Raw genomic sequence first — 17,845 nt, 5'->3', positions numbered from 1 at the left:
GCGAACAGCCGCCTTTTCCCGCGTCACCCGCAGCCCCGGAGAGCCGCCATGTCCACCGCCCCCTTCCGCCCGTTCGACACGCGCCTCGACCGCGACCGCGCGCTCGCCGTCCTGACCGCCGCCACCGCGGGCGCCGACGACGGCGAGCTCTTCCTCGAGCGCAGCCGGTCCGAAAGCCTGACCTTCGACGACGGGCGCCTGCGCAACGCCTCCTACGACGCCTCCGAGGGCTTCGGCCTGCGCGCCGTGCGCGGCGAGGTCACGGGCTACGCCCATTCGACCGAGATCAGCGAGGCGGCGCTCGCCCGCGCGGCCGAGACCGCGCGCCTCGCCGTGGCCGAGGGCGGCGGCACGCTGGCCGAGGCGCCCGCGCCCACCAACCGCCGGCTCTACGCCGATCTCGACCCGATCGCGGGGGCCGAGTTCCCGGTCAAGGTCGAGACGCTGCGCGCCATCGACGCCTACGCCCGCGAGGCCGATCCGCGCGTGGTGCAGGTCACCGCCTCGCTCTCGGCGGCCTGCCGCGAGATCGCGATCCTGCGCTCCGACGGCAGCCTCGTCTCCGACACGCAGCCGATGGTGCGCCTCAACGTCTCCGTGATCGTCGAGGAGGACGGCCGCCGCGAGGCGGGCGCCGCCGGCGGCGGCGGGCGCGTCGGCCTCGACGGGCTGCTCGCGGAGGACGACTGGAAGGCGCGGACCGACGAGGCGATCCGCATCGCCCGCGTCAACCTCCGCGCCGAGCCCGCGCCGGCGGGCGTCATGGACATCGTGCTCGGCTCCGGCTGGCCCGGCATCCTCCTGCACGAGGCCGTGGGCCACGGCCTCGAGGGCGACTTCAACCGCAAGGGCAGCTCCGCCTTCGCCGGGCTCATGGGGCAGCAGGTGGCGGCACGGGGCGTGACGGTCGTGGACGACGGCACCCTGCCCGACCGCCGCGGCTCGATCACGGTGGACGACGAGGGCACGCCGAGCGCGCGCAACGTGCTGATCGAGGACGGGGTCCTCGTCGGCTACCTGCAGGACCGGCAGAACGCGCGCCTGATGGACGTCGCGCCCACCGGCAACGGCCGACGCCAGAGCTTCGCGCACGCGCCGATGCCGCGCATGACCAACACGATCATGGAAGGCGGCGACGCCGACCCGGACGACCTCGTCGCCGAGCTGAAGGACGGCATCTACGCCGTGGGCTTCGGCGGCGGGCAGGTGGACATCACCAACGGCAAGTTCGTCTTTTCCTGCACCGAGGCCTACCGCGTGCAGGACGGCAAGGTGGGCGCGCCGGTCAAGGGCGCGACGCTCATCGGCGACGGCGCCACCGCGCTCCGAAACGTCCGCGGGCTCGGCCGCGACATGGCGCTCGATCCCGGCATGGGCACCTGCGGCAAGGACGGCCAATGGGTGCCCGTGGGCGTCGGCCAGCCGAGCGTCCTGATCGGCGGCCTGACCGTGGGCGGCGCGCAGACGGGGTGAGCGGGCTCGCCGGGCGGGCGCTGGCGGCGGGGACCTGTCCGGCGCCAGCGCCCGCCGGACGCGCGGCCGCTCTGGCTCGGCACTCTGGTCGAGCAGCGCCCGCAAACGGCAAGTTACATCGCCTGACACGGGTTTTCCCTGCTGGCCTCGCCCGACCTGTCCCGGGCGGGGTTGCTCGTCGGTATCCCGGTGTCGGTGCTCGAGCTGCGCACGGGCTGTGCCGGCTGGGCGATGGCGCCCGGCACGGGCGCGGCGCAGGCCGCGGCCGCCAGCCTTTTGACAGGCCTCGACCCCGACATTGTGCTGCCGGGCGCGTTGCGGATCGCTGGCATCTACTGGCTGGTGCTGCGCGGGACCGTGGGACCGGCCCGCCGTAGGCCGGAGAGCTCTGATGCCCGCGTCACGGTTTACGTGTCTTTAACCCTCGAGGGGCTACAAGCGATTCTGCAAGGCGGCGGGGTCGCGGATGACCGGAACGGCAGATTCTTCCACTCACCCCCCACTCCCACCCACCCCGGAAGACGATCCGGTGGCGTGGCTCCGCCTCTTGCGCTCCCGCCGGGTGGGCCCGGCCACCTTTCACCGCCTCATGGGCGAACACGGCTCCGCCGAGGCGGCGCTCGCCGCGCTGCCCGAGGTCGCCCGCGCCGCCGGGGTGGAGGACTACCGCCCCTGCCCCGCCGGCGTGGCCGAGGCCGAACTCGCGGCCGGACGCGCGGCCGGCGCGCGCCTTCTCCTGCACGGCCGGCCCGGCTACCCGGCCGCGCTGCTGGACCTGCCCGACGCGCCGCCGGCGCTCTGGGCGCTGGGCGATCCCGGCCTCCTCGCGCGGCCTGCGCTCGCGCTCGTCGGCGCGCGCAACGCCTCCTCGCTCGGGCTGCGCATGGCGCGCGCGCTGGCGCGCGATCTCGGCGCCGCCGGGAAGGTGATAGTCTCCGGCCTCGCCCGCGGGGTGGACGCCGCCGCGCACGAAGCCGCGCTGGAGCATGGCACCATAGCGGTGATGGCCGGCGGCGTGGACGTGCTCTACCCGTCGGAGAACGCGGCGCTCGCCCGCCGGATCGACGACGCGGGCCTGCGCCTCTCGGAGCAGCCTATGGGCGCCGTGCCCCGCGCCCGGCACTTCCCCGCGCGCAACCGAATCATCGCGGGCCTCGCCCGCGCCGTCGTCGTGGTGGAGGCCGCGGCGCGCTCGGGCAGCCTGATCACCGCGCGCACCGCGCTCGATCAGGGGCGCGACGTGCTCGCCGTGCCCGGCCACCCCTTCGACGCCCGCGCCGCCGGCTGCAACGCGCTGATCCGCGACGGCGCGCCGCTCGTGCGCGGCGCGGAGGACGTGCTCGAGACGCTCGCGCCCACGGCGGAGCCCGGCCTGCCGCTCGGAACGTCGGACGGCGCGACCGGTCTGCACCCCGGGTCCCGTCCCTCCGACGGGCCGACCGATACGGGGGGCCGCGGCGCCGCCCGAAGCACCGCCTCCGGCACGGCGGCGAGCGCGACCGCGCCGCCCGGCACGCCGACCACGCCGCCGCAGGACCCGGGCCGTGCGCCGGCGCCCTCGCCGCCCCGTGCGCCGGAGCGCGGGCAGCCGCAGGCCGGGGGCGCCTCCCGCCGCGCCCCTGAACAAGAGCGGGCCACACGCGCCGAAGGCGACCCGCCGGGCGAACCCGGAAAGGCGACCGGCGATCGCCAGCCCGGCGACGCGGCCCCGCCGACGGCGGCGCTCCACGCGCGGATCCTCGCCCGGCTCGGGCCCTCGCCGCTCGCCGAGGATCAGCTGATCCGCGATCTCGGCGCCGGGGCGGAGGCCGTCGCGCCCGCGCTTCTCGACCTCGAGCTCGACGGGCGGATCACCCGCCAGCCGGGCGGCCTTCTGGCGCTCGCATGACGCCCGAACGCGCCCCCCTTCGCCCCGGCCCCGCGACTGGCCGTTTGACAACCGGACCTTGCGCTCCATCCTCGCGCGGACCATATCCCGCCGCGTCCGCCGCCAAGGAAAGCGCCCCTCATGCCCGTCGTCGTCGTCGAGTCCCCGGCCAAGGCCAAGACCATCAACAAGTATCTGGGCTCGGATTACACGGTGCTCGCCTCCTACGGCCATGTCCGCGACCTGCCGCCCAAGGACGGCTCGGTCGATCCCGACCACGGCTTCGAGATGAAATGGGAGGTGGCCAGCGACAGCCAGAAGCACGTCCGCGCCATCGCCGAGGCGCTGAAGGACGACCCGGAACTCATTCTCGCCACCGACCCCGACCGCGAGGGGGAGGCGATCTCCTGGCACCTCGAGGAGGCGCTCAGGAAGCGCCGCGCGCTCAAGAAGGACACGCCGGTCAAGCGCGTCGTCTTCAACGCGATCACCAAGTCCGCCGTGACCGAGGCGATGGAGAACCCGCGCGACGTCGACGACGCGCTGGTGGAAGCCTACCTCGCCCGCCGCGCGCTCGACTACCTCGTGGGCTTCAAGCTGAGCCCGGTGCTCTGGCGCAAGCTCCCCGGCGCGAAATCGGCCGGGCGCGTGCAGTCGGTCTGCCTGCGCCTGATCGTCGAGCGCGAGATGGAGATCGAGGCCTTCCGCCCCCGCGAATACTGGAGCGTGACCGCCGCGCTCGCCACGCCGCGCGGGCAGACCTACGAGGCGCGGCTGACGGTCCTCGGCGGAAAGAAGCTCGACAAGTTCGACATCGCCACCACCGAGGAGGCGGAGCTCGCCGTGCAGGCGGTGCGCTCGCGCGATCTGACCGTCACCTCGGTCGAGGCCAAGCCGGCGAGCCGGAAGCCCGCGCCGCCCTTCATGACCTCTACCCTCCAGCAGGAGGCCAGCCGCAAGTTCGGCATGGGCGCGAAGCAGACGATGAGCGCCGCGCAGCGCCTCTACGAGGCCGGGCACATCACCTACATGCGGACCGACGGCATCGACATGGCGCCGGAGGCCGTGCACGCCGCGCGCGACGCGATCCGCGACCGCTACGGCGCGGACTACGTCCCCGACTCGCCGCGCATGTACAAGAACAAGGCGAAGAACGCGCAGGAAGCGCACGAGTGCATCCGCCCCACCGACATGACGAAGGACGCGGGCGCGCTCAAGCTTTCCGACCCCGACCAGAAGAAGCTCTACGACCTGATCTGGAAGCGCACCCTCGCCTGTCAGATGGAGGCCGCGCGCCTCGAGCGCACCACCGTCGAGATCGGCAGCGCGGACGGACAGGTGGGCCTGCGCGCCACGGGGCAGGTCGTGCTCTTCGACGGCTTCATGAAGGTCTACGAGGAGGGCCGCGACGAGCCCGCGGGCGACGACGACGACAAGCGCCTGCCCCAGATCGCCGAAGGCGAGGCGGCCGAGAAGCGTACCGTCACGCCCGAGCAGCACTTCACCCAGCCGCCGCCGCGCTACACCGAGGCGACGCTGGTCAAGAAGATGGAGGAGCTCGGCATCGGGCGGCCCTCCACCTACGCCTCCGTCCTCTCCACGATCCAGGACCGCGGCTACGTCCGCAAGGAGAAGAACCGCCTCTTTCCCGAGGACAAGGGGCGGCTGGTGACGGCCTTCCTCGTCAACTACTTTCGCAAGTACGTGGGCTACGACTTCACCGCCGAGCTCGAGGAGGAGCTCGACGACGTCAGCGCCGGGGAACGGAACTGGAAGGACGTGCTCGACCGCTTCTGGCGCGACTTCTCCGCCCATCTCGCCGAGACGGCCGATCTGCGCATCTCGGAGGTGCTCGACCAGATCGACGCGGTGCTCGCGCCGCATCTCTACCCCCCGCGCGAGGACGGCGGCGACCCGCGCCTCTGCCCCAACTGCGGGACGGGGCGGCTCTCGATGCGCACCTCGCGGGCGGGCGGCGCCTTCATCGGCTGCTCGAACTACCCCGAGTGCCGCTTCACCCGCCCCTTCGGCCCGCCGGGCATGGAGGACGACGAGATCGGCCCCGACGGCAAGCTCCTGGGCTACGACGGCGACGACGCGATCACGCTGCGCAAGGGCCGCTTCGGCCCTTACGTCCAGCGCGGCGAGGCGACGGAGGAAATCCCGAAGCCCCCGCGCGCCTCGCTCCCCAAGGGCTGGGCGCCCGAGGAGATCGACCTCGAGAAGGCCTTGATGCTGCTCTCCCTCCCGCGCGAGATCGGCCCGCACCCCGAGGACGGCGAGCCGATCGAGGCGGGCATCGGCCGCTACGGCCCCTACGTGCGCCACGGGCGGACCTACGCCAACCTCGAGAGCGTGGACGAGGTCTTCGTCGTCGGGCAGAACCGCGCGGTCGAGCTCCTCGCGCAGAAGAAGGCGCGCGGCGGGCGCGGCGCGGCGGCCAAGCCGCTGAAGGAACTGGGCGAGCATCCCGAGAAGGGCGGCGCGGTCAACGTGATGGACGGCCGCTACGGTCCTTACGTCAAGTGGGAGAAGGTGAACGCCACCCTGCCGCAGGGCACCGACCCGCAGGAGGTCACGCTCGAGACCGCCGTGCAGCTCGTCGACGAGAAGGCAGCGAAGAAGGGCGGCGGCAGGAAGAAGGCGCCGGCGAAGTCGGGCGCCGCCAAGGGCGGCACGAAGAGCGGGACCGCCAAGAGCGGCGCCAAGACGGCCGCGAAATCCGGGACCAAGGCCAAGTCGACCTCCGCGGCGAAGGGAAAGACCGCCGCCGGGAAATAGGCCCGCGTTGACTTCGCCGCGCCGCGGCGCCACAACGTGCCCCGACCGGCAAGAGGAGGAGAGCGCGGCATGAAGAAGGTCTACGCCAGCGCCGAGGCGGCGCTCGACGGCCTGCTGCACGACGGGATGTTCATCGCCGCGGGGGGCTTCGGGCTCTGCGGCATTCCGGAGCTTCTGATCGGCGCGATCCGCGAGGCGGGGGTGAAGGACCTGACCTTCGCCTCGAACAACGCGGGCGTCGACGATTTCGGGATCGGGCTTCTTCTGCAGACGCGGCAGGTGAAGAAGATGATCTCGTCCTACGTGGGCGAGAACGACACCTTCATGCAGCAGTATCTCTCTGGCGAGCTGGAGCTCGAGTTCAACCCGCAGGGCACGCTCGCCGAGCGCATGCGCGCCGGCGGCGCGGGCATCGCGGGCTTCTACACCAAGACGGGCTACGGCACGAAGATCGGCGAGGGCAAGGAGGTCAAGGAGTTCGGCGGCGAGCCCTACATCCTCGAGCGCGGCATCTTCGCCGATCTCTCCATCGTCAAGGCGTGGAAGGCCGACACCACCGGCAACGCGATCTTCCGCAAGACCGCGCGCAACTTCAATCCGCCGGCGGCGATGTGCGGGCGCACCTGCGTGATGGAGGTCGAGGAGATCGTCGAGCCGGGCGAGCTCGACCCCGATCACATCCACCTGCCGGGCATCTACGTGCACCGCCTGATCCAGGGCGCGCACGAGAAGCGCATCGAGCAGCGGACCGTCCGCAAGAAGGAGGAGGCGTGATGCCCTGGGACCGCGATCAGATGGCCGCGCGCGCCGCGCAGGAGCTCGAGGACGGGATGTACGTCAACCTCGGCATCGGCATCCCGACGCTGGTGTCGAATCACATCCCCGAGGGGGTCGAGGTCACGCTGCAGTCCGAGAACGGGATGCTCGGCATGGGCCCCTTCCCCGTCGAGGGGGAGGAGGACCCGGACCTCATCAACGCCGGCAAGCAGACGGTGACCGAGCTGCCGCACACCTCCTATTTCGACAGCGCCACCAGCTTCGGCATGATCCGCGGCGGCAAGATCGCCATGGCGATCCTCGGCGCGATGGAGGTGAGCGAGGAGGGCGACCTCGCCAACTGGATGATCCCCGGCAAGCTCGTGAAGGGCATGGGCGGCGCGATGGACCTCGTCGCCGGGGTCGGCCGCGTCGTGGTGGTGATGGACCACACCAACAAGGCGGGCGACCCGAAGCTTCTGAAGGACTGCACCCTGCCGCTGACGGGCAAGGGCGTGGTGGACCGGATCATCACCAACCTCGGCGTGCTCGACGTCGCCCACAAGGGCCTGCACATCGTCGAGACGGCCCCCGGCGTCACCCGCGAAGAGATCGTCGCCAAGACCGAGGCGGCGATCGTCTGAGCCTCAGGCGTCGCCGGTGACGAAGACGCAGCCGTCCGCGAGCCGCGCGGGCGGCCGCCGGCAGAGCCCGCGCGCGACGCGGTAGGCGGCCAAGACCTTCGGCACATAGGCGCGCGTCTCCGCGAAGGGCGGCACGCCCGCGTGGTCGCGCACCGCGCCCTCGCCCGCGTTGTAGCCGGCGAGCAGGAGGATCGGGTCCCCGCCGAAGTGCGCCATCAGCCAGTCGAGATAGGCGACGCCGCCGCGGATGTTCTGGGCGGCGTCGAAGCTGTCGGCGACGCCGAATCGCGCCGCCGTCGCCGGCATGAGCTGCATGAGCCCCTCGGCGCCGGCCCGGCTGACGGCGGCGGGCGCCCCGCCCGATTCGACCGCCATGACGGCGAGCGCCAGCGCCGGCGAGACCCGCGTGCCCGCCGTGGCGCCGAGAATCGCCGGCCCGTGGGCGCGCACGAGGTCCTGCAGCGCGGCGAGGCGCGGCGCCGCGACCTCCCCCGTGTCCAGCGCGGCGAGCGCGGGGGCGAGGCGCCCGGGCGCGGCGTCCTCCGCCGCGGGCGAGACGGCGCGCCAGAACCAGGCGTAGGGCGCCGGCGCCGCCGGCTCGACCGCAGCGGGCGGCGCGGCCCGAACGCCGGGCTTGCCGCCGCGCTGGCGGGCGATGTCCTCGGGCGTGATCTGCACGGTGATGCGCGGGCCGTCGCCCTCGGGCGGGCCGATCCACTTCGCCGTGGCGCCCGCCTCCTCCGCGACCGCGGGCAGGGCCGCGAGGCAGAGCACGGGGAGCGACGCGAGTCGTGCCGGAGGCCCTGAACGATCGCGCCCGCGCGCCCGGATCTGTCGCCGGGGCCGACACATTGCAGGATCGAGCGCGCCACATCCGCGCGCCCGACGCGTGGCGATGCCGGGCAGGGCGAAAAATATGTCACGCGATATCAGCATCTTACACGGTAAACCCGAACGTCATTAATAGAAGCTGAAATCGCTTCATTCGCGCCAAAATCGTGCCCCATTCCGCTGGCTAATTACAAGCATGCCGAGACGGGACGGGCCGGAGAGAGAGGCCGGCGCACCACGGACCGGAGCGGTGAGACTGAGCAAACTCGAGTACGGAGACAGAACCATGATGAAGTTCCTCAACGCCTTCCGCAACGACGAAGACGGCGCGGTCACGGTCGACTGGGTCGTGCTGACCGCCGCCGTGGTGGGCCTGGCGATCGCTGCCTTCACGCAAATCAACAACGGCGCCGAGAGCCTCGCGACGAACGCTAGCAATGCGATGGGCAACGCGAGCGTCGCCAGCCCGTCGACGGGCGACGGCTCGGCAGGCTCCGGAACCGGCGGCCTCTGATAATCACTCTGGCGGCAGCTCGTGCAGCCATTCGACGCCACGACGGGCCGGGACACCGCTCCCGGCCCGTTTTTCTTACCGGGGACGCACGGTGAGGATCGGTCCCATGAAACAGATCTTTCGGCGCTTCCTCCGTCGCGACGATGGCGTCGTGACCGTGGACTGGGTTGTCCTGACGGCAGCGATCATCGGCCTGTCCATCAGCGTCATCGTGATCTTCAAGGCAGAAGTGAGCACCAGTGCGCGATATATCGACAACGAGACGACGCGCCCGGAGCCGCTCGAGTTCTGAGGTGGTCGCCTAGGCGCAACTGCCTACACTACGCCTCCGGCGCATGAGGTCGCCCCAGCGGCGGCACACCCCCTCCCTCAAAAAACCACATTCCCCCGTCACGCTGCGCGCGACGCAATCCGCCGCCCGGCGCGGCGCCTGACGCGAGGTGTTCGACATGCGTATCGTATTCGGCCTGGTCCTTCTGGTGGGCATCGCGCTCGCGGGGGGCGCGGTCTACATGGCCAAGAACTACATCGACCGCTACGAGGCGGCGCTCGCCGCCGAGCGCGCGCAGCAGCCCGAAGCGATCCCGCTCACGACCGTCTATGTCGCCGCCGACCGGCTGGAGTACGGCGACGCGCTCACCGAGAAGAGCGTGCAGGCGATCCGCTGGCCCGAGGAGGCGGTGCCGGAGGGCGCCTTCCGCGCCAAGGCGGAGGATCTCTTCAGCGACGCAGGCCGCCGCCTCGTCCTGCGCACCATGGAAAAACACGAGCCGATCCTCGCCGGCAAGGTCACCGAACCGGGCGCGCCCGGCGGGCTGACGACGCGGCTCGCGCCGGGGATGCGCGCCTTCGCGATCGGCGTGGACGTGGCCTCGGGCGTCTCGGGCTTCCTGCGGCCGGGTGACCGGGTGGACGTCTACTGGACCGGGCGCGCCAACGGGCAGGGCGAGATCACCAAGCTCATCCAGACGGGCATCGAGCTCGTCGCCGTGGATCAGGAAGCCGACAGCAGCGACGTCTCGGGCACGACCATCGCGCGCACGGTGACGGTCGCCGCGACGCCGCAGCAGGTCGCGGCGCTGGCGCAGGCGCAATCGACGGGCCGGCTCTCACTCTCGCTCGTGGGGGCGAACGACGACACCGTCTCCCAGGCGGTGCAGGTCGATCAGATGGGGCTCCTCGGGATCGAGCCGCCACCCGAGGCGCCGACGGCCGCGCCCGAGGAGGACGAGGAATGCACCATCCGCACCCGCCGCGGCAGCGAGGTGGTCAACATCGAGATCCCCTGCACGAATTGAGACCCGACGCCGGCGACGGGGGCGGCGCCCCTGTTGCCAGTTGTCCACATCAAGCGTGCCGCGAAAGGCATTGATTCTTGATTAAAGTGCGACGTTACCCCAAAGTTGACGCAAAGCGGGCGTGAGACCCGCCATCATCCGTGATCGAGAGGCAGGTCGCATGACATTCGAGCGCGTGGTCCGCGCCGCCCTGCTCGCGCTCGCCGCGAGCCTGACGCAACTCCCCGCCGCCATGGCGAGCGATGTGCGCGTCGTGACGGCCGGCACGGCCAAATCCCTGAACGTGGCGATGAACCGGGCGGTCGTCGTCGAGAGCGAAACGCCCTTCGCCGAACTCTCCATCGCCAACCCAGAGATCGCCGACATCTCGTCGCTCTCGGACCGCACGATCTACGTGCTCGGCCGGTCGCCGGGCATCACGACGCTGACGCTGCTCGACGCCAACGGGCATCTCATCACCAACGTCGATGTGCGCGTCGCCGCCGACATCACCGAGTTCAAGGAGCGTCTGCGCCAGATCCTGCCGGGCGAGAACATCGAGGTGCGCACCGCGAACGACGGGATCGTGCTCTCGGGCACGGCCTCCTCCACGCAAAAAATGCAGCGCGCCCTCGATCTCGCGGAGCGCTACGCGCCGGAGCGGGTGTCGAACCTGATGAGCGTGGCGGGCGTGCAGCAGGTGATGCTCAAGGTTCGCTTCGCCGAGATGCGGCGCTCCGTTTCGAAGTCGCTCGGCACGTCGCTCGCCCTCGGCGGCTCTGCGCTCGATGGCGACCTAGGGGTGCAGTCGGGCACCAATGCCGGCGTGACCGGCGGCGCGCAGCAATCCCTCCTGACCGGGGCGCTGCCCGGCGCCAGCGAAAACGAGGGGGCGCTTCTCCTCGGCTTCGACGTCGGCGCGGTCGAGGTGGGCGTGCTGCTCGAAGCGCTGGAGTCCAAGGGCATGGTGCGCACCCTCGCCGAGCCGAACCTGACCGCGCTGTCCGGCCAGGAGGCGAACTTCCTCGCGGGCGGCGAGTACCCGGTGCCGAGCTCGCAGGAGGGCGGCACCATCTCGGTGGATTACCGCCCCTTCGGCGTCGAGCTCGGCTTCGTGCCGCGCGTGGTCGACGAGGACCTGATCAACCTCGAACTGCAAGCCGCGGTTTCGTCCATCGATTCGGCGAACGGCGTTCAGGTCGGCGAGGGGTTCACCATCGACGCCTTCAGCCGCCGCGAGGCGTCCACCACCGTCGAACTGCGCGACGGGGAGAGCTTCGCCATCGCGGGCCTTCTGCAGGACGATTTCCGCGATCTCTCGGGCCAGGTGCCGTGGCTCGGCGACATTCCGGTGCTCGGCGCGCTCTTCCGCAGCGCGGAGTACCAGCGCGCGCAGTCCGAGCTCGTCATCATCGTGACACCGCACCTCGTGACGCCCACGCGGGGCGACGCGCTGGCGCTGCCCACGGACCGCGTACGGCCGCCGACCGAGCGGGACCTGTTCCTGCGCGGGCGCGTGTCGCGCCCCGCGAACGGCGGCGCGGGAGAGGTCGCGCGGCAGGACTTCCCGGGCTCCTACGGCTACGTGCTGGACTGAGGGACAGGAGAGAAACGATGCAAAGGCCCCGCGCTTCCCTCGCCTGTCTCGGCCTCGCCGCCGGGCTGCTCGCCGCCTGCGCGCCGGGCCAGCGCACCGCCTTCGACGCGGAGGCCGGCGCCATCGCCGACGCGCACGGCAACTTCGGCGCGGCGACGATGCACAACACGCAGTGCATGACCGGCGAGAAGGACTGCACGACCGCGCTCGCCGAGCGCTTCGCCGACGCGGTCGAGACCACGGTGAACTTCGACTTCGACAGCGCGCGGCTCGGGCCGGAGGCCCGCGCGACGCTGGCGCGGCAGGCGGACTTCATCCGGCAGTTCCCAGAGTTGCGCTTCCGGGTCTACGGTCACACCGACCTCGTCGGGACGGAGGCCTACAACCAGCGCCTCGGCCTGCGCCGGGCGCGCGCGGTGGTGGATTTCTTCGTCCGGCAGGGCATCTCGCGCGACCGGCTGGAGGCCGTCGTCTCCTTCGGCGAACGCCAGCCGCTGATCGTCACCGAGGGCCGCGAGCGGCGCAACCGGCGCACGGTGACCGAGGTGAACGGCTTCTACGAGCGTCACCCGACGGTGCTCGACGGGCGCTACGCCGAGGTCATCTACCGCGAATACGTCGCGAGCGCGCAGCCGCAGAGCGACTTCGAGGCCGGCGCGGGCGGCGGCGGCGCAGGCGGCGGACAGTGATCGGCGTCTGCGGCGATCGTCGCCGCAGACCAAATAATACGATCTTTCAGCCCTAATCTCGCCCAACTCTTCCACGATGGTCTCGGCACGGGACGGCGCGGCACCGCCTGCGTGACGCACGCCCCCGGATGGCCGCCCGCAGCGCGGCGGCCCAAGGACAGGACGTGAGGCGATGACGAGTACGGCGAGCCTGCAACCCGATCCCGCTCCGATCGTGGCCTGCACGATCAGCCGGGACGTTCAGGACTTCGATCTGCTGATCGAGGACATGGAGGCCGCGCTCGGCGAGAGCTGGGGCGATCTCGGCTTCGCGGAGGCGCTGACCTTCTTCAACCAGCCCGAGGCGAACCGCCTCGAGTTCGTCGCCCTGGCGATCGACGGCGAGGACGAGGACAACCTCGCCATCATGGGCGAGGTGATCGCCGCCGCCGCCGCCAAGGGCATCAAGGTGATCCTGATCGCCGAGGACGTGACGCCGGCCGCGCTGCATCAGCTCCTGCGTCAGGGCGCCGACGAATTCGTCCCCTACCCCCTGCCCGAAGGGGAGCTGATGGCGGCGATCAAGCGGCTGCGCCAGCCGGCGACGCCGAAACCTGCGGCCGAGGCGTCGAAGCTCTCGGAGGGCGGCGACGGCGTGATCCTCGCGGTGCAGGGCCTCGCCGGCGGCGTCGGCACGAGCACGCTGGCCGTCAACCTCGCCTGGGAACTGGCGACCGTCGCCAAGGAGAACGCGCCGCGGGTCTGCCTGCTCGATCTGGACCTGCAGCGCGGGGCGGCGGCGACCTATCTCGACCTGCCCCGCCGCGATGCGGTCTTCGAGATGCTGAACGACACCGAGGCGATGGACGAGGAGGTCTTCGCGCAGGCGCTCGTCACCCACGAGGAGACGCTGCAGGTGCTGACCGCGCCGGCCGATCTCGTGCCGCTCGACATCGTGACACCCCAGGACATCGAGCGCGTGCTCGACATGGCCGCGCGGCACTTCGATTTCGTCGTCGTGGACATGCCCGGCGCGGTCGTCCAGTGGACCGAGACGGTGCTGACCGCGGCGCATGTCTATTTCGCGCTCGTCGAGCTCGAGATGCGCTCGGCGCAGAACACGCTGCGCCTCAAGCAGGCGCTGCAGGCGGAGGACCTGCCCTTCGAGAAGCTGCGGTTCGCGCTCAACCGGGCGCCGCGCTTCACCGACCTGAACGGCAAGGCGCGGGTCAAGCGCATGGCCGAATCGCTCGGCATCTCGATCGAGCTGCATCTGTCCGACGGCGGCCGGCAGGTCGCGCAAGCGGGCGATCACGGCACGCCGCTCGCGCGGTCCGCGCCCAAGAATCCCCTGCGCCGCGACGTCGCCAAGCTGGCGCAGTCGCTCTTCGACCTCGGCCGCGACGCCACGGAAGCCGCCTGAGGAGGAACCGGATGTTCTCGCGCTACAAAAAACAGACCGCGACCGCCGCGAAGCCCGCCCCCGAGCCGGACGCCGCCGCGCCGGCGCCGGAGGCGCGCCAGAGCGACGAACCCGCCGTCCGGCGGCGGCCGGCGCCGCGCCGCGCCGCGCAGGCCGCGCCCGCGGACAAGGAGAAGAAGCGCAAGGAACGCCTCGCCGAGATCAAGCTGGAGCTGCACCGCGCGCTTCTCGAGAACCTCAACCTCGCCGCGCTGGAGCACGCGAGCGAGGCGGACCTGCGCGCCGAGATCAACGACATCGCCTCGGAGGCGCTGCAGGAGAAGGGCATCGTCCTCAACCGCGAGGACCGCACCACCCTCAACCAGGAGCTCTACGACGAGGTGCGCGGCCTCGGCCCGCTGGAGACGCTCCTGCAGGACGACAGCGTCAACGACATCCTCGTGAACGGCCCGCAGCAGATCTTCGTGGAGCGCAACGGCCAGCTCGAGCTGTCCGACGTCACCTTCAAGGACGAGCGCCACCTGCTGCGCATCATCGACAAGATCGTGAGCGCGGTGGGCCGGCGCGTGGACGAATCGAATCCCTACGTCGACGCGCGCCTCGCCGACGGCTCGCGCTTCAACGCCATGGTGCCGCCGATCGCGGTGGACGGCTCGCTCGTCTCGATCCGCAAGTTCAAGAAGGAAAAGCTCGGCATCGACGACCTGATCCGCTTCGACGCCTTCACCGAGGAGATGGCCGCCTACCTGCAGGCCGCCGTCGCCTGCCGGCTGAACGTGATCGTCTCGGGCGGCACGGGCTCGGGCAAGACGACGACGCTCAACGCCCTGTCGAGCTTCATCGGCGACGACGAGCGCATCCTGACGATCGAGGACACGGCCGAGCTTCAGCTTCAGCAGACCCACGTCGGCCGCATGGAAAGCCGCCCCCCCAACGTGGAAGGCAAGGGCGCGGTGACGCAGCGCGACTGCCTGAAGAACGCGCTCCGGATGCGCCCCGACAGAATTATCGTCGGCGAGACCCGTGGCGAGGAGGTCATCGACATGCTGCAGGCCATGAACACCGGCCACGACGGCTCGATGACGACGATCCACGCCAACAACGCGCGCGACGCGGTCTCGCGCCTCGAGAACATGATCGCCATGGCCGGCATCGAGATGCCGCTCAAGGCGGTGCGCAGCCAGATCGCGAGCGCGGTGAACCTGATCGTGCAGGCGAGCCGCCTGCAGGACGGCTCCCGCCGGATGGTCTCGATCACCGAGGTCACCGGCATGGAGGGCGAGGTGATCTCCATGCAGGAGGTCTTCCGCTATCAGCGGATGGGCCTCGCCCCCGACGGCAAGATCATCGGCCATTTCACCGCGACCGGCGTGCGCAGCCACTACGCCGAGCGCTTCCGGCAGTGGGGCTACGACCTGCCGCCGACCCTCTTCGATCCCGTCGCCGCGGAGTGAGAGCATGAGCATTTCGGCCGAACCGCTGATCTACGGGGCGATCTTCGTCGCCGTGCTCTTCCTCGTGGAGGGCCTCTATCTCACCGTCTTCGGCAAATCGATCAGCCTGAACAGCCGCGTCAACCGGCGCCTCGAGATGCTGCAGGGCGGCACGCGGCGCGAGGAGGTGCTCGAGACGCTGCGCAAGGAGATGGACCAGCACATGCGCTCGCGGTCCATCCCGCTCTATTCGCTGCTCGCCGACAAGGCGCAGAAGGCGGCGCTGGCCTTCACGCCCAATCAGCTGATCCTCGTGATGGCGGCGCTCTCGCTCATGGCCTTCATCGGGCTGTCGGTGGCCACGGACACCGGCCCGGTCGTGCGCCTCGTCACCGCCGTCGCCATGGGGGTGGGCGGCGTCTATTTCTGGGTGAATTCCAAGGCCAAGAAGCGCCTCGCCCTGATCGAGGAGCAACTGCCCGACGCGATCGAGCTCATGGTGCGCTCGCTCCGGGTGGGGCATCCCTTCTCCTCGGCGCTGTCCGTCGTCTCGAAGGAGATCAAGGACCCGCTCGCCACCGAGTTCGGCGTGATCGCGGACGAATCGGCCTACGGGCGCGACGTGGGCGAGGCGCTCAAGCACATGGCCGAGCGGCTCGACATGCAGGACCTGCGCTTCCTTGCCGTTTCGGTCACCATCCAGCAGCAGTCGGGCGGCAACCTCGCCGAGATCCTCGCCGGCCTCGCGCGGGTCATCCGGGCGCGCTTCCGCCTCTTCCGACGCGTCAAGGCCATCACCGCCGAGGCGCAGTGGTCGGGCAAGTTCCTCTCGGGCTTCCCGATCGTGGCGCTGATCGCGATCAACCTGCTCGATCCGACGTATTACGACCCGGTGATGGATCACCCGTGGTTCGTGCCCGCCTGTTTCGTCGTCGGCATCTTTCTCGTGGCGAACATGCTCGTCATGCGCGCCCTCGTGAACATCAAGGTCTGAGGAGCTCCACCTTGGATACGCTTTTCGCGCTGCTCACGGACATGTTCGGCCCGCTCGGGCCGGCCATCGCGCTCGGCGCCGTGGGGCTTCTGTTCGTGCTGGGCACGCTGCCCTTCCTCCTCGGCGCGAAGAAGGACCCGATGGACAAGCTCAAGGAGGAAGCCGCGGGCACCCGACGGCGCGCGGCCGAGGGGGCGGGGCAGGCCGACCTCCGGCAGCGCGCGCGCGCCGAGCGGCTCAAGAAATACGCCACCTTCCTCGAGCCGCAGGACGAGCAGGAGCTCTCCGACATGCGGCTGCGGATGCTGCAGGCGGGCTACCGCACCCGCGAGGCGGTGCGCATCTTCCACTTCGCGCAGATGGCGCTCGGCCTCGTCGGGCTGGGGATCGGGCTGTTCTACGCGCTCGCCGTCGTGGGCACCGACAACCTCTCGACCCAGCAGCAGGTGGGCTTCATCCTCGGCCCCGGCGCGGCGGGCTATTTCCTGCCCAAGTACTGGATCAGCCGGCGCATCCAGGAACGGCAGGAGGAGATCACCCAATCCTTCCCCGACGCGCTCGACATGCTGCTCGTCTGCGTCGAGGCGGGGCAGTCGCTCAATCAGGCGATCCTGCGCGTCGCGACCGAGTTGCGCGCCTCGGCCCCCTCGCTCGCCGACGAACTCGAGATCGTCAGCCACGAGATGAAGGCGGGCAAGGACAAGACCGCGGTGCTCAACGACATGGCCGAACGCTGCGGCGTGCAGGACGTGTCGAGCTTCGTCACCGTCCTCATCCAGAGCCAGACCTTCGGCACCTCGATCGCCGAGGCGCTGCGCGTCTACGCCGGAGAGATGCGCGACAAGCGCGTGATGCGCGCCGAGGAAGCCGCCAACAAGCTCCCGACCAAGATGACGCTGACCACCATGATGTTGACCGTGCCGCCGCTCCTGCTCATCCTGCTGGGGCCGTCGCTCGTCGATATCGCCAAGCTGGGCGAGATGTAGCGCGGCAGAGGCCCGACGATCACCCGGGAGAGACAGAGCATGACCATCGCGCGCGCGGTCCGGGCGGCGCTCTTGGCGCTGGTCCTCGCCGCCTGCGGCACCGCCGACGCGCCCGAGCGGACCTTCGCGCCCGCGCTCGATCCCGCGGGCGACGCGGTCGACGGCATGGTGGTGGGCCATCGCCTGATGCGCGCCGGCGAATACGATCTCGCGCTCGACGCCTTCCGCCGCGCGGGCGCGGAGCGCGGGCTCACGCCGGAGGTGCTGAGCGCCATGGGCACTGCGAACATCGCGCTCGGCCGGCTCAACCAGGCGGAGACGCTGCTGCGGCGCGTCACCGACCGCGGCGAAGCCTGGCCCGAGGTCTGGAACAATCTCGGCGTGGTGCTCATGGAGCGGGGCGAGACGGCTGAGGCGGCGCAGGTGTTCCGGCGGGCCTACGCCCTCGACGACGGCGAAAGCGACGCGATCCGTGACAATCTGCGCCTCGCTCTCGAAAAAGTCGAAAATTCGACGTATGATCCGGGCCAAGAACAAGACTACAAGCTGGTGCGCCGCGGCTCGGGCAGCTACCTGATCCGCCGCGTTCCCTGAGAGGCAG

16 protein-coding genes are annotated in these 17,845 nt (G+C 70.8%); 15 read left to right on the top strand and 1 reads right to left on the bottom strand.

Annotated features, from left to right (window positions below):
* Nucleotides 1–48: 48 nt before the first annotated feature.
* The 5 genes from tldD (at nucleotide 49) to DRV84_RS01680 (ending at nucleotide 7,521) form a co-directional block, all read left to right on the top strand.
* Nucleotides 49–1,473, top strand: coding sequence for a metalloprotease TldD (gene tldD / locus DRV84_RS01705; protein ID WP_115978003.1), 1,425 nt, complete (start codon nucleotides 49–51; stop codon nucleotides 1,471–1,473).
* Nucleotides 1,474–1,939: 466 nt separating this feature from the next.
* Nucleotides 1,940–3,361 (top strand): DNA-processing protein DprA, encoded by a 1,422-nt coding sequence (gene dprA / locus DRV84_RS15925; RefSeq protein ID WP_420852963.1) that lies wholly within the window; start codon nucleotides 1,940–1,942, stop codon nucleotides 3,359–3,361.
* A gap of 120 nt (nucleotides 3,362–3,481) precedes the next feature.
* Entirely contained in the window at nucleotides 3,482–6,121 is a 2,640-nt protein-coding gene (gene topA, locus DRV84_RS01690; RefSeq protein ID WP_115978002.1) for a type I DNA topoisomerase, read from the top strand.
* 69 nt (nucleotides 6,122–6,190) lie between these two features.
* A complete protein-coding gene (locus DRV84_RS01685; protein WP_115978001.1) occupies nucleotides 6,191–6,895 on the top strand; it encodes a CoA transferase subunit A in 705 nt (234 codons plus the stop codon).
* Entirely contained in the window at nucleotides 6,895–7,521 is a 627-nt protein-coding gene (locus tag DRV84_RS01680) for a 3-oxoacid CoA-transferase subunit B (protein WP_115978000.1), read from the top strand. The genes DRV84_RS01685 and DRV84_RS01680 overlap by 1 nt, the downstream gene beginning before the upstream one ends.
* A 3-nt stretch (nucleotides 7,522–7,524) precedes the next feature.
* On the opposite strand, the gene DRV84_RS01675 is transcribed toward DRV84_RS01680, so the two are convergent.
* Nucleotides 7,525–8,295, bottom strand: a complete 771-nt coding sequence (locus DRV84_RS01675; protein ID WP_338052653.1) for a lytic transglycosylase domain-containing protein — start codon at nucleotides 8,293–8,295, stop codon at nucleotides 7,525–7,527.
* A gap of 343 nt (nucleotides 8,296–8,638) precedes the next feature.
* Here DRV84_RS01675 and DRV84_RS01670 point away from each other — a divergent pair, with 343 nt between their 5' ends.
* The 10 genes from DRV84_RS01670 (at nucleotide 8,639) to DRV84_RS01625 (ending at nucleotide 17,838) form a co-directional block, all read left to right on the top strand.
* Nucleotides 8,639–8,866, top strand: coding sequence for a Flp family type IVb pilin (locus tag DRV84_RS01670; protein ID WP_115977998.1), 228 nt, complete (start codon nucleotides 8,639–8,641; stop codon nucleotides 8,864–8,866).
* A gap of 106 nt (nucleotides 8,867–8,972) precedes the next feature.
* Entirely contained in the window at nucleotides 8,973–9,158 is a 186-nt protein-coding gene (locus tag DRV84_RS01665) for a Flp family type IVb pilin (RefSeq protein WP_115977997.1), read from the top strand.
* Between the two features lie 157 nt (nucleotides 9,159–9,315).
* Nucleotides 9,316–10,164: a Flp pilus assembly protein CpaB gene (cpaB, locus tag DRV84_RS01660; protein WP_115978054.1), complete on the top strand. Its 849-nt coding sequence runs from the start codon at nucleotides 9,316–9,318 to the stop codon at nucleotides 10,162–10,164.
* A gap of 160 nt (nucleotides 10,165–10,324) precedes the next feature.
* Complete coding sequence (locus tag DRV84_RS01655; protein WP_115977996.1) at nucleotides 10,325–11,740, top strand: type II and III secretion system protein family protein; 1,416 nt, start codon at nucleotides 10,325–10,327, stop codon at nucleotides 11,738–11,740.
* A 17-nt stretch (nucleotides 11,741–11,757) separates the two neighbouring features.
* A complete protein-coding gene (locus DRV84_RS01650) occupies nucleotides 11,758–12,429 on the top strand; it encodes an OmpA family protein (protein ID WP_115977995.1) in 672 nt (223 codons plus the stop codon).
* Between the two features lie 172 nt (nucleotides 12,430–12,601).
* Nucleotides 12,602–13,831, top strand: coding sequence for a CpaE/TadZ family protein (locus tag DRV84_RS01645; RefSeq protein WP_115977994.1), 1,230 nt, complete (start codon nucleotides 12,602–12,604; stop codon nucleotides 13,829–13,831).
* Nucleotides 13,832–13,842: 11 nt separating this feature from the next.
* Nucleotides 13,843–15,285, top strand: coding sequence for a TadA family conjugal transfer-associated ATPase (locus DRV84_RS01640; protein ID WP_115977993.1), 1,443 nt, complete (start codon nucleotides 13,843–13,845; stop codon nucleotides 15,283–15,285).
* 4 nt (nucleotides 15,286–15,289) lie between these two features.
* Entirely contained in the window at nucleotides 15,290–16,258 is a 969-nt protein-coding gene (locus DRV84_RS01635) for a type II secretion system F family protein (RefSeq protein ID WP_115977992.1), read from the top strand.
* An 11-nt stretch (nucleotides 16,259–16,269) separates the two neighbouring features.
* Nucleotides 16,270–17,244 carry a type II secretion system F family protein gene (locus DRV84_RS01630; protein ID WP_239994953.1) on the top strand — a complete coding sequence of 325 codons (975 nt, stop codon included), beginning with the start codon at nucleotides 16,270–16,272 and terminating at the stop codon, nucleotides 17,242–17,244.
* Between the two features lie 39 nt (nucleotides 17,245–17,283).
* A complete protein-coding gene (locus DRV84_RS01625; RefSeq protein ID WP_115977991.1) occupies nucleotides 17,284–17,838 on the top strand; it encodes a tetratricopeptide repeat protein in 555 nt (184 codons plus the stop codon).
* Nucleotides 17,839–17,845: the final 7 nt, after the last annotated feature.

The sequence above is a fragment of the Rhodosalinus sediminis genome, assembly GCF_003385555.1.
GTDB lineage: Bacteria > Pseudomonadota > Alphaproteobacteria > Rhodobacterales > Rhodobacteraceae > Rhodosalinus > Rhodosalinus sediminis.
This window is presented reverse-complemented; position numbering and strand designations above follow the sequence as displayed.

Bases quoted from the DNA above. Each gene is read 5' to 3' on its own strand.
- tldD (WP_115978003.1), top strand. From the start codon at position 49: ATGTCCACCGCCCCCTTCCGCCCGTTCGACACGCGCCTCGACCGCGAC.
- dprA (WP_420852963.1), top strand. From the start codon at position 1,940: ATGACCGGAACGGCAGATTCTTCCACTCACCCCCCACTCCCACCCACC.
- topA (WP_115978002.1), top strand. From the start codon at position 3,482: ATGCCCGTCGTCGTCGTCGAGTCCCCGGCCAAGGCCAAGACCATCAAC.
- DRV84_RS01685 (WP_115978001.1), top strand. From the start codon at position 6,191: ATGAAGAAGGTCTACGCCAGCGCCGAGGCGGCGCTCGACGGCCTGCTG.
- DRV84_RS01680 (WP_115978000.1), top strand. From the start codon at position 6,895: ATGCCCTGGGACCGCGATCAGATGGCCGCGCGCGCCGCGCAGGAGCTC.
- DRV84_RS01670 (WP_115977998.1), top strand. From the start codon at position 8,639: ATGATGAAGTTCCTCAACGCCTTCCGCAACGACGAAGACGGCGCGGTC.
- DRV84_RS01665 (WP_115977997.1), top strand. From the start codon at position 8,973: ATGAAACAGATCTTTCGGCGCTTCCTCCGTCGCGACGATGGCGTCGTG.
- cpaB (WP_115978054.1), top strand. From the start codon at position 9,316: ATGCGTATCGTATTCGGCCTGGTCCTTCTGGTGGGCATCGCGCTCGCG.
- DRV84_RS01655 (WP_115977996.1), top strand. From the start codon at position 10,325: ATGACATTCGAGCGCGTGGTCCGCGCCGCCCTGCTCGCGCTCGCCGCG.
- DRV84_RS01650 (WP_115977995.1), top strand. From the start codon at position 11,758: ATGCAAAGGCCCCGCGCTTCCCTCGCCTGTCTCGGCCTCGCCGCCGGG.
- DRV84_RS01645 (WP_115977994.1), top strand. From the start codon at position 12,602: ATGACGAGTACGGCGAGCCTGCAACCCGATCCCGCTCCGATCGTGGCC.
- DRV84_RS01640 (WP_115977993.1), top strand. From the start codon at position 13,843: ATGTTCTCGCGCTACAAAAAACAGACCGCGACCGCCGCGAAGCCCGCC.
- DRV84_RS01635 (WP_115977992.1), top strand. From the start codon at position 15,290: ATGAGCATTTCGGCCGAACCGCTGATCTACGGGGCGATCTTCGTCGCC.
- DRV84_RS01625 (WP_115977991.1), top strand. From the start codon at position 17,284: ATGACCATCGCGCGCGCGGTCCGGGCGGCGCTCTTGGCGCTGGTCCTC.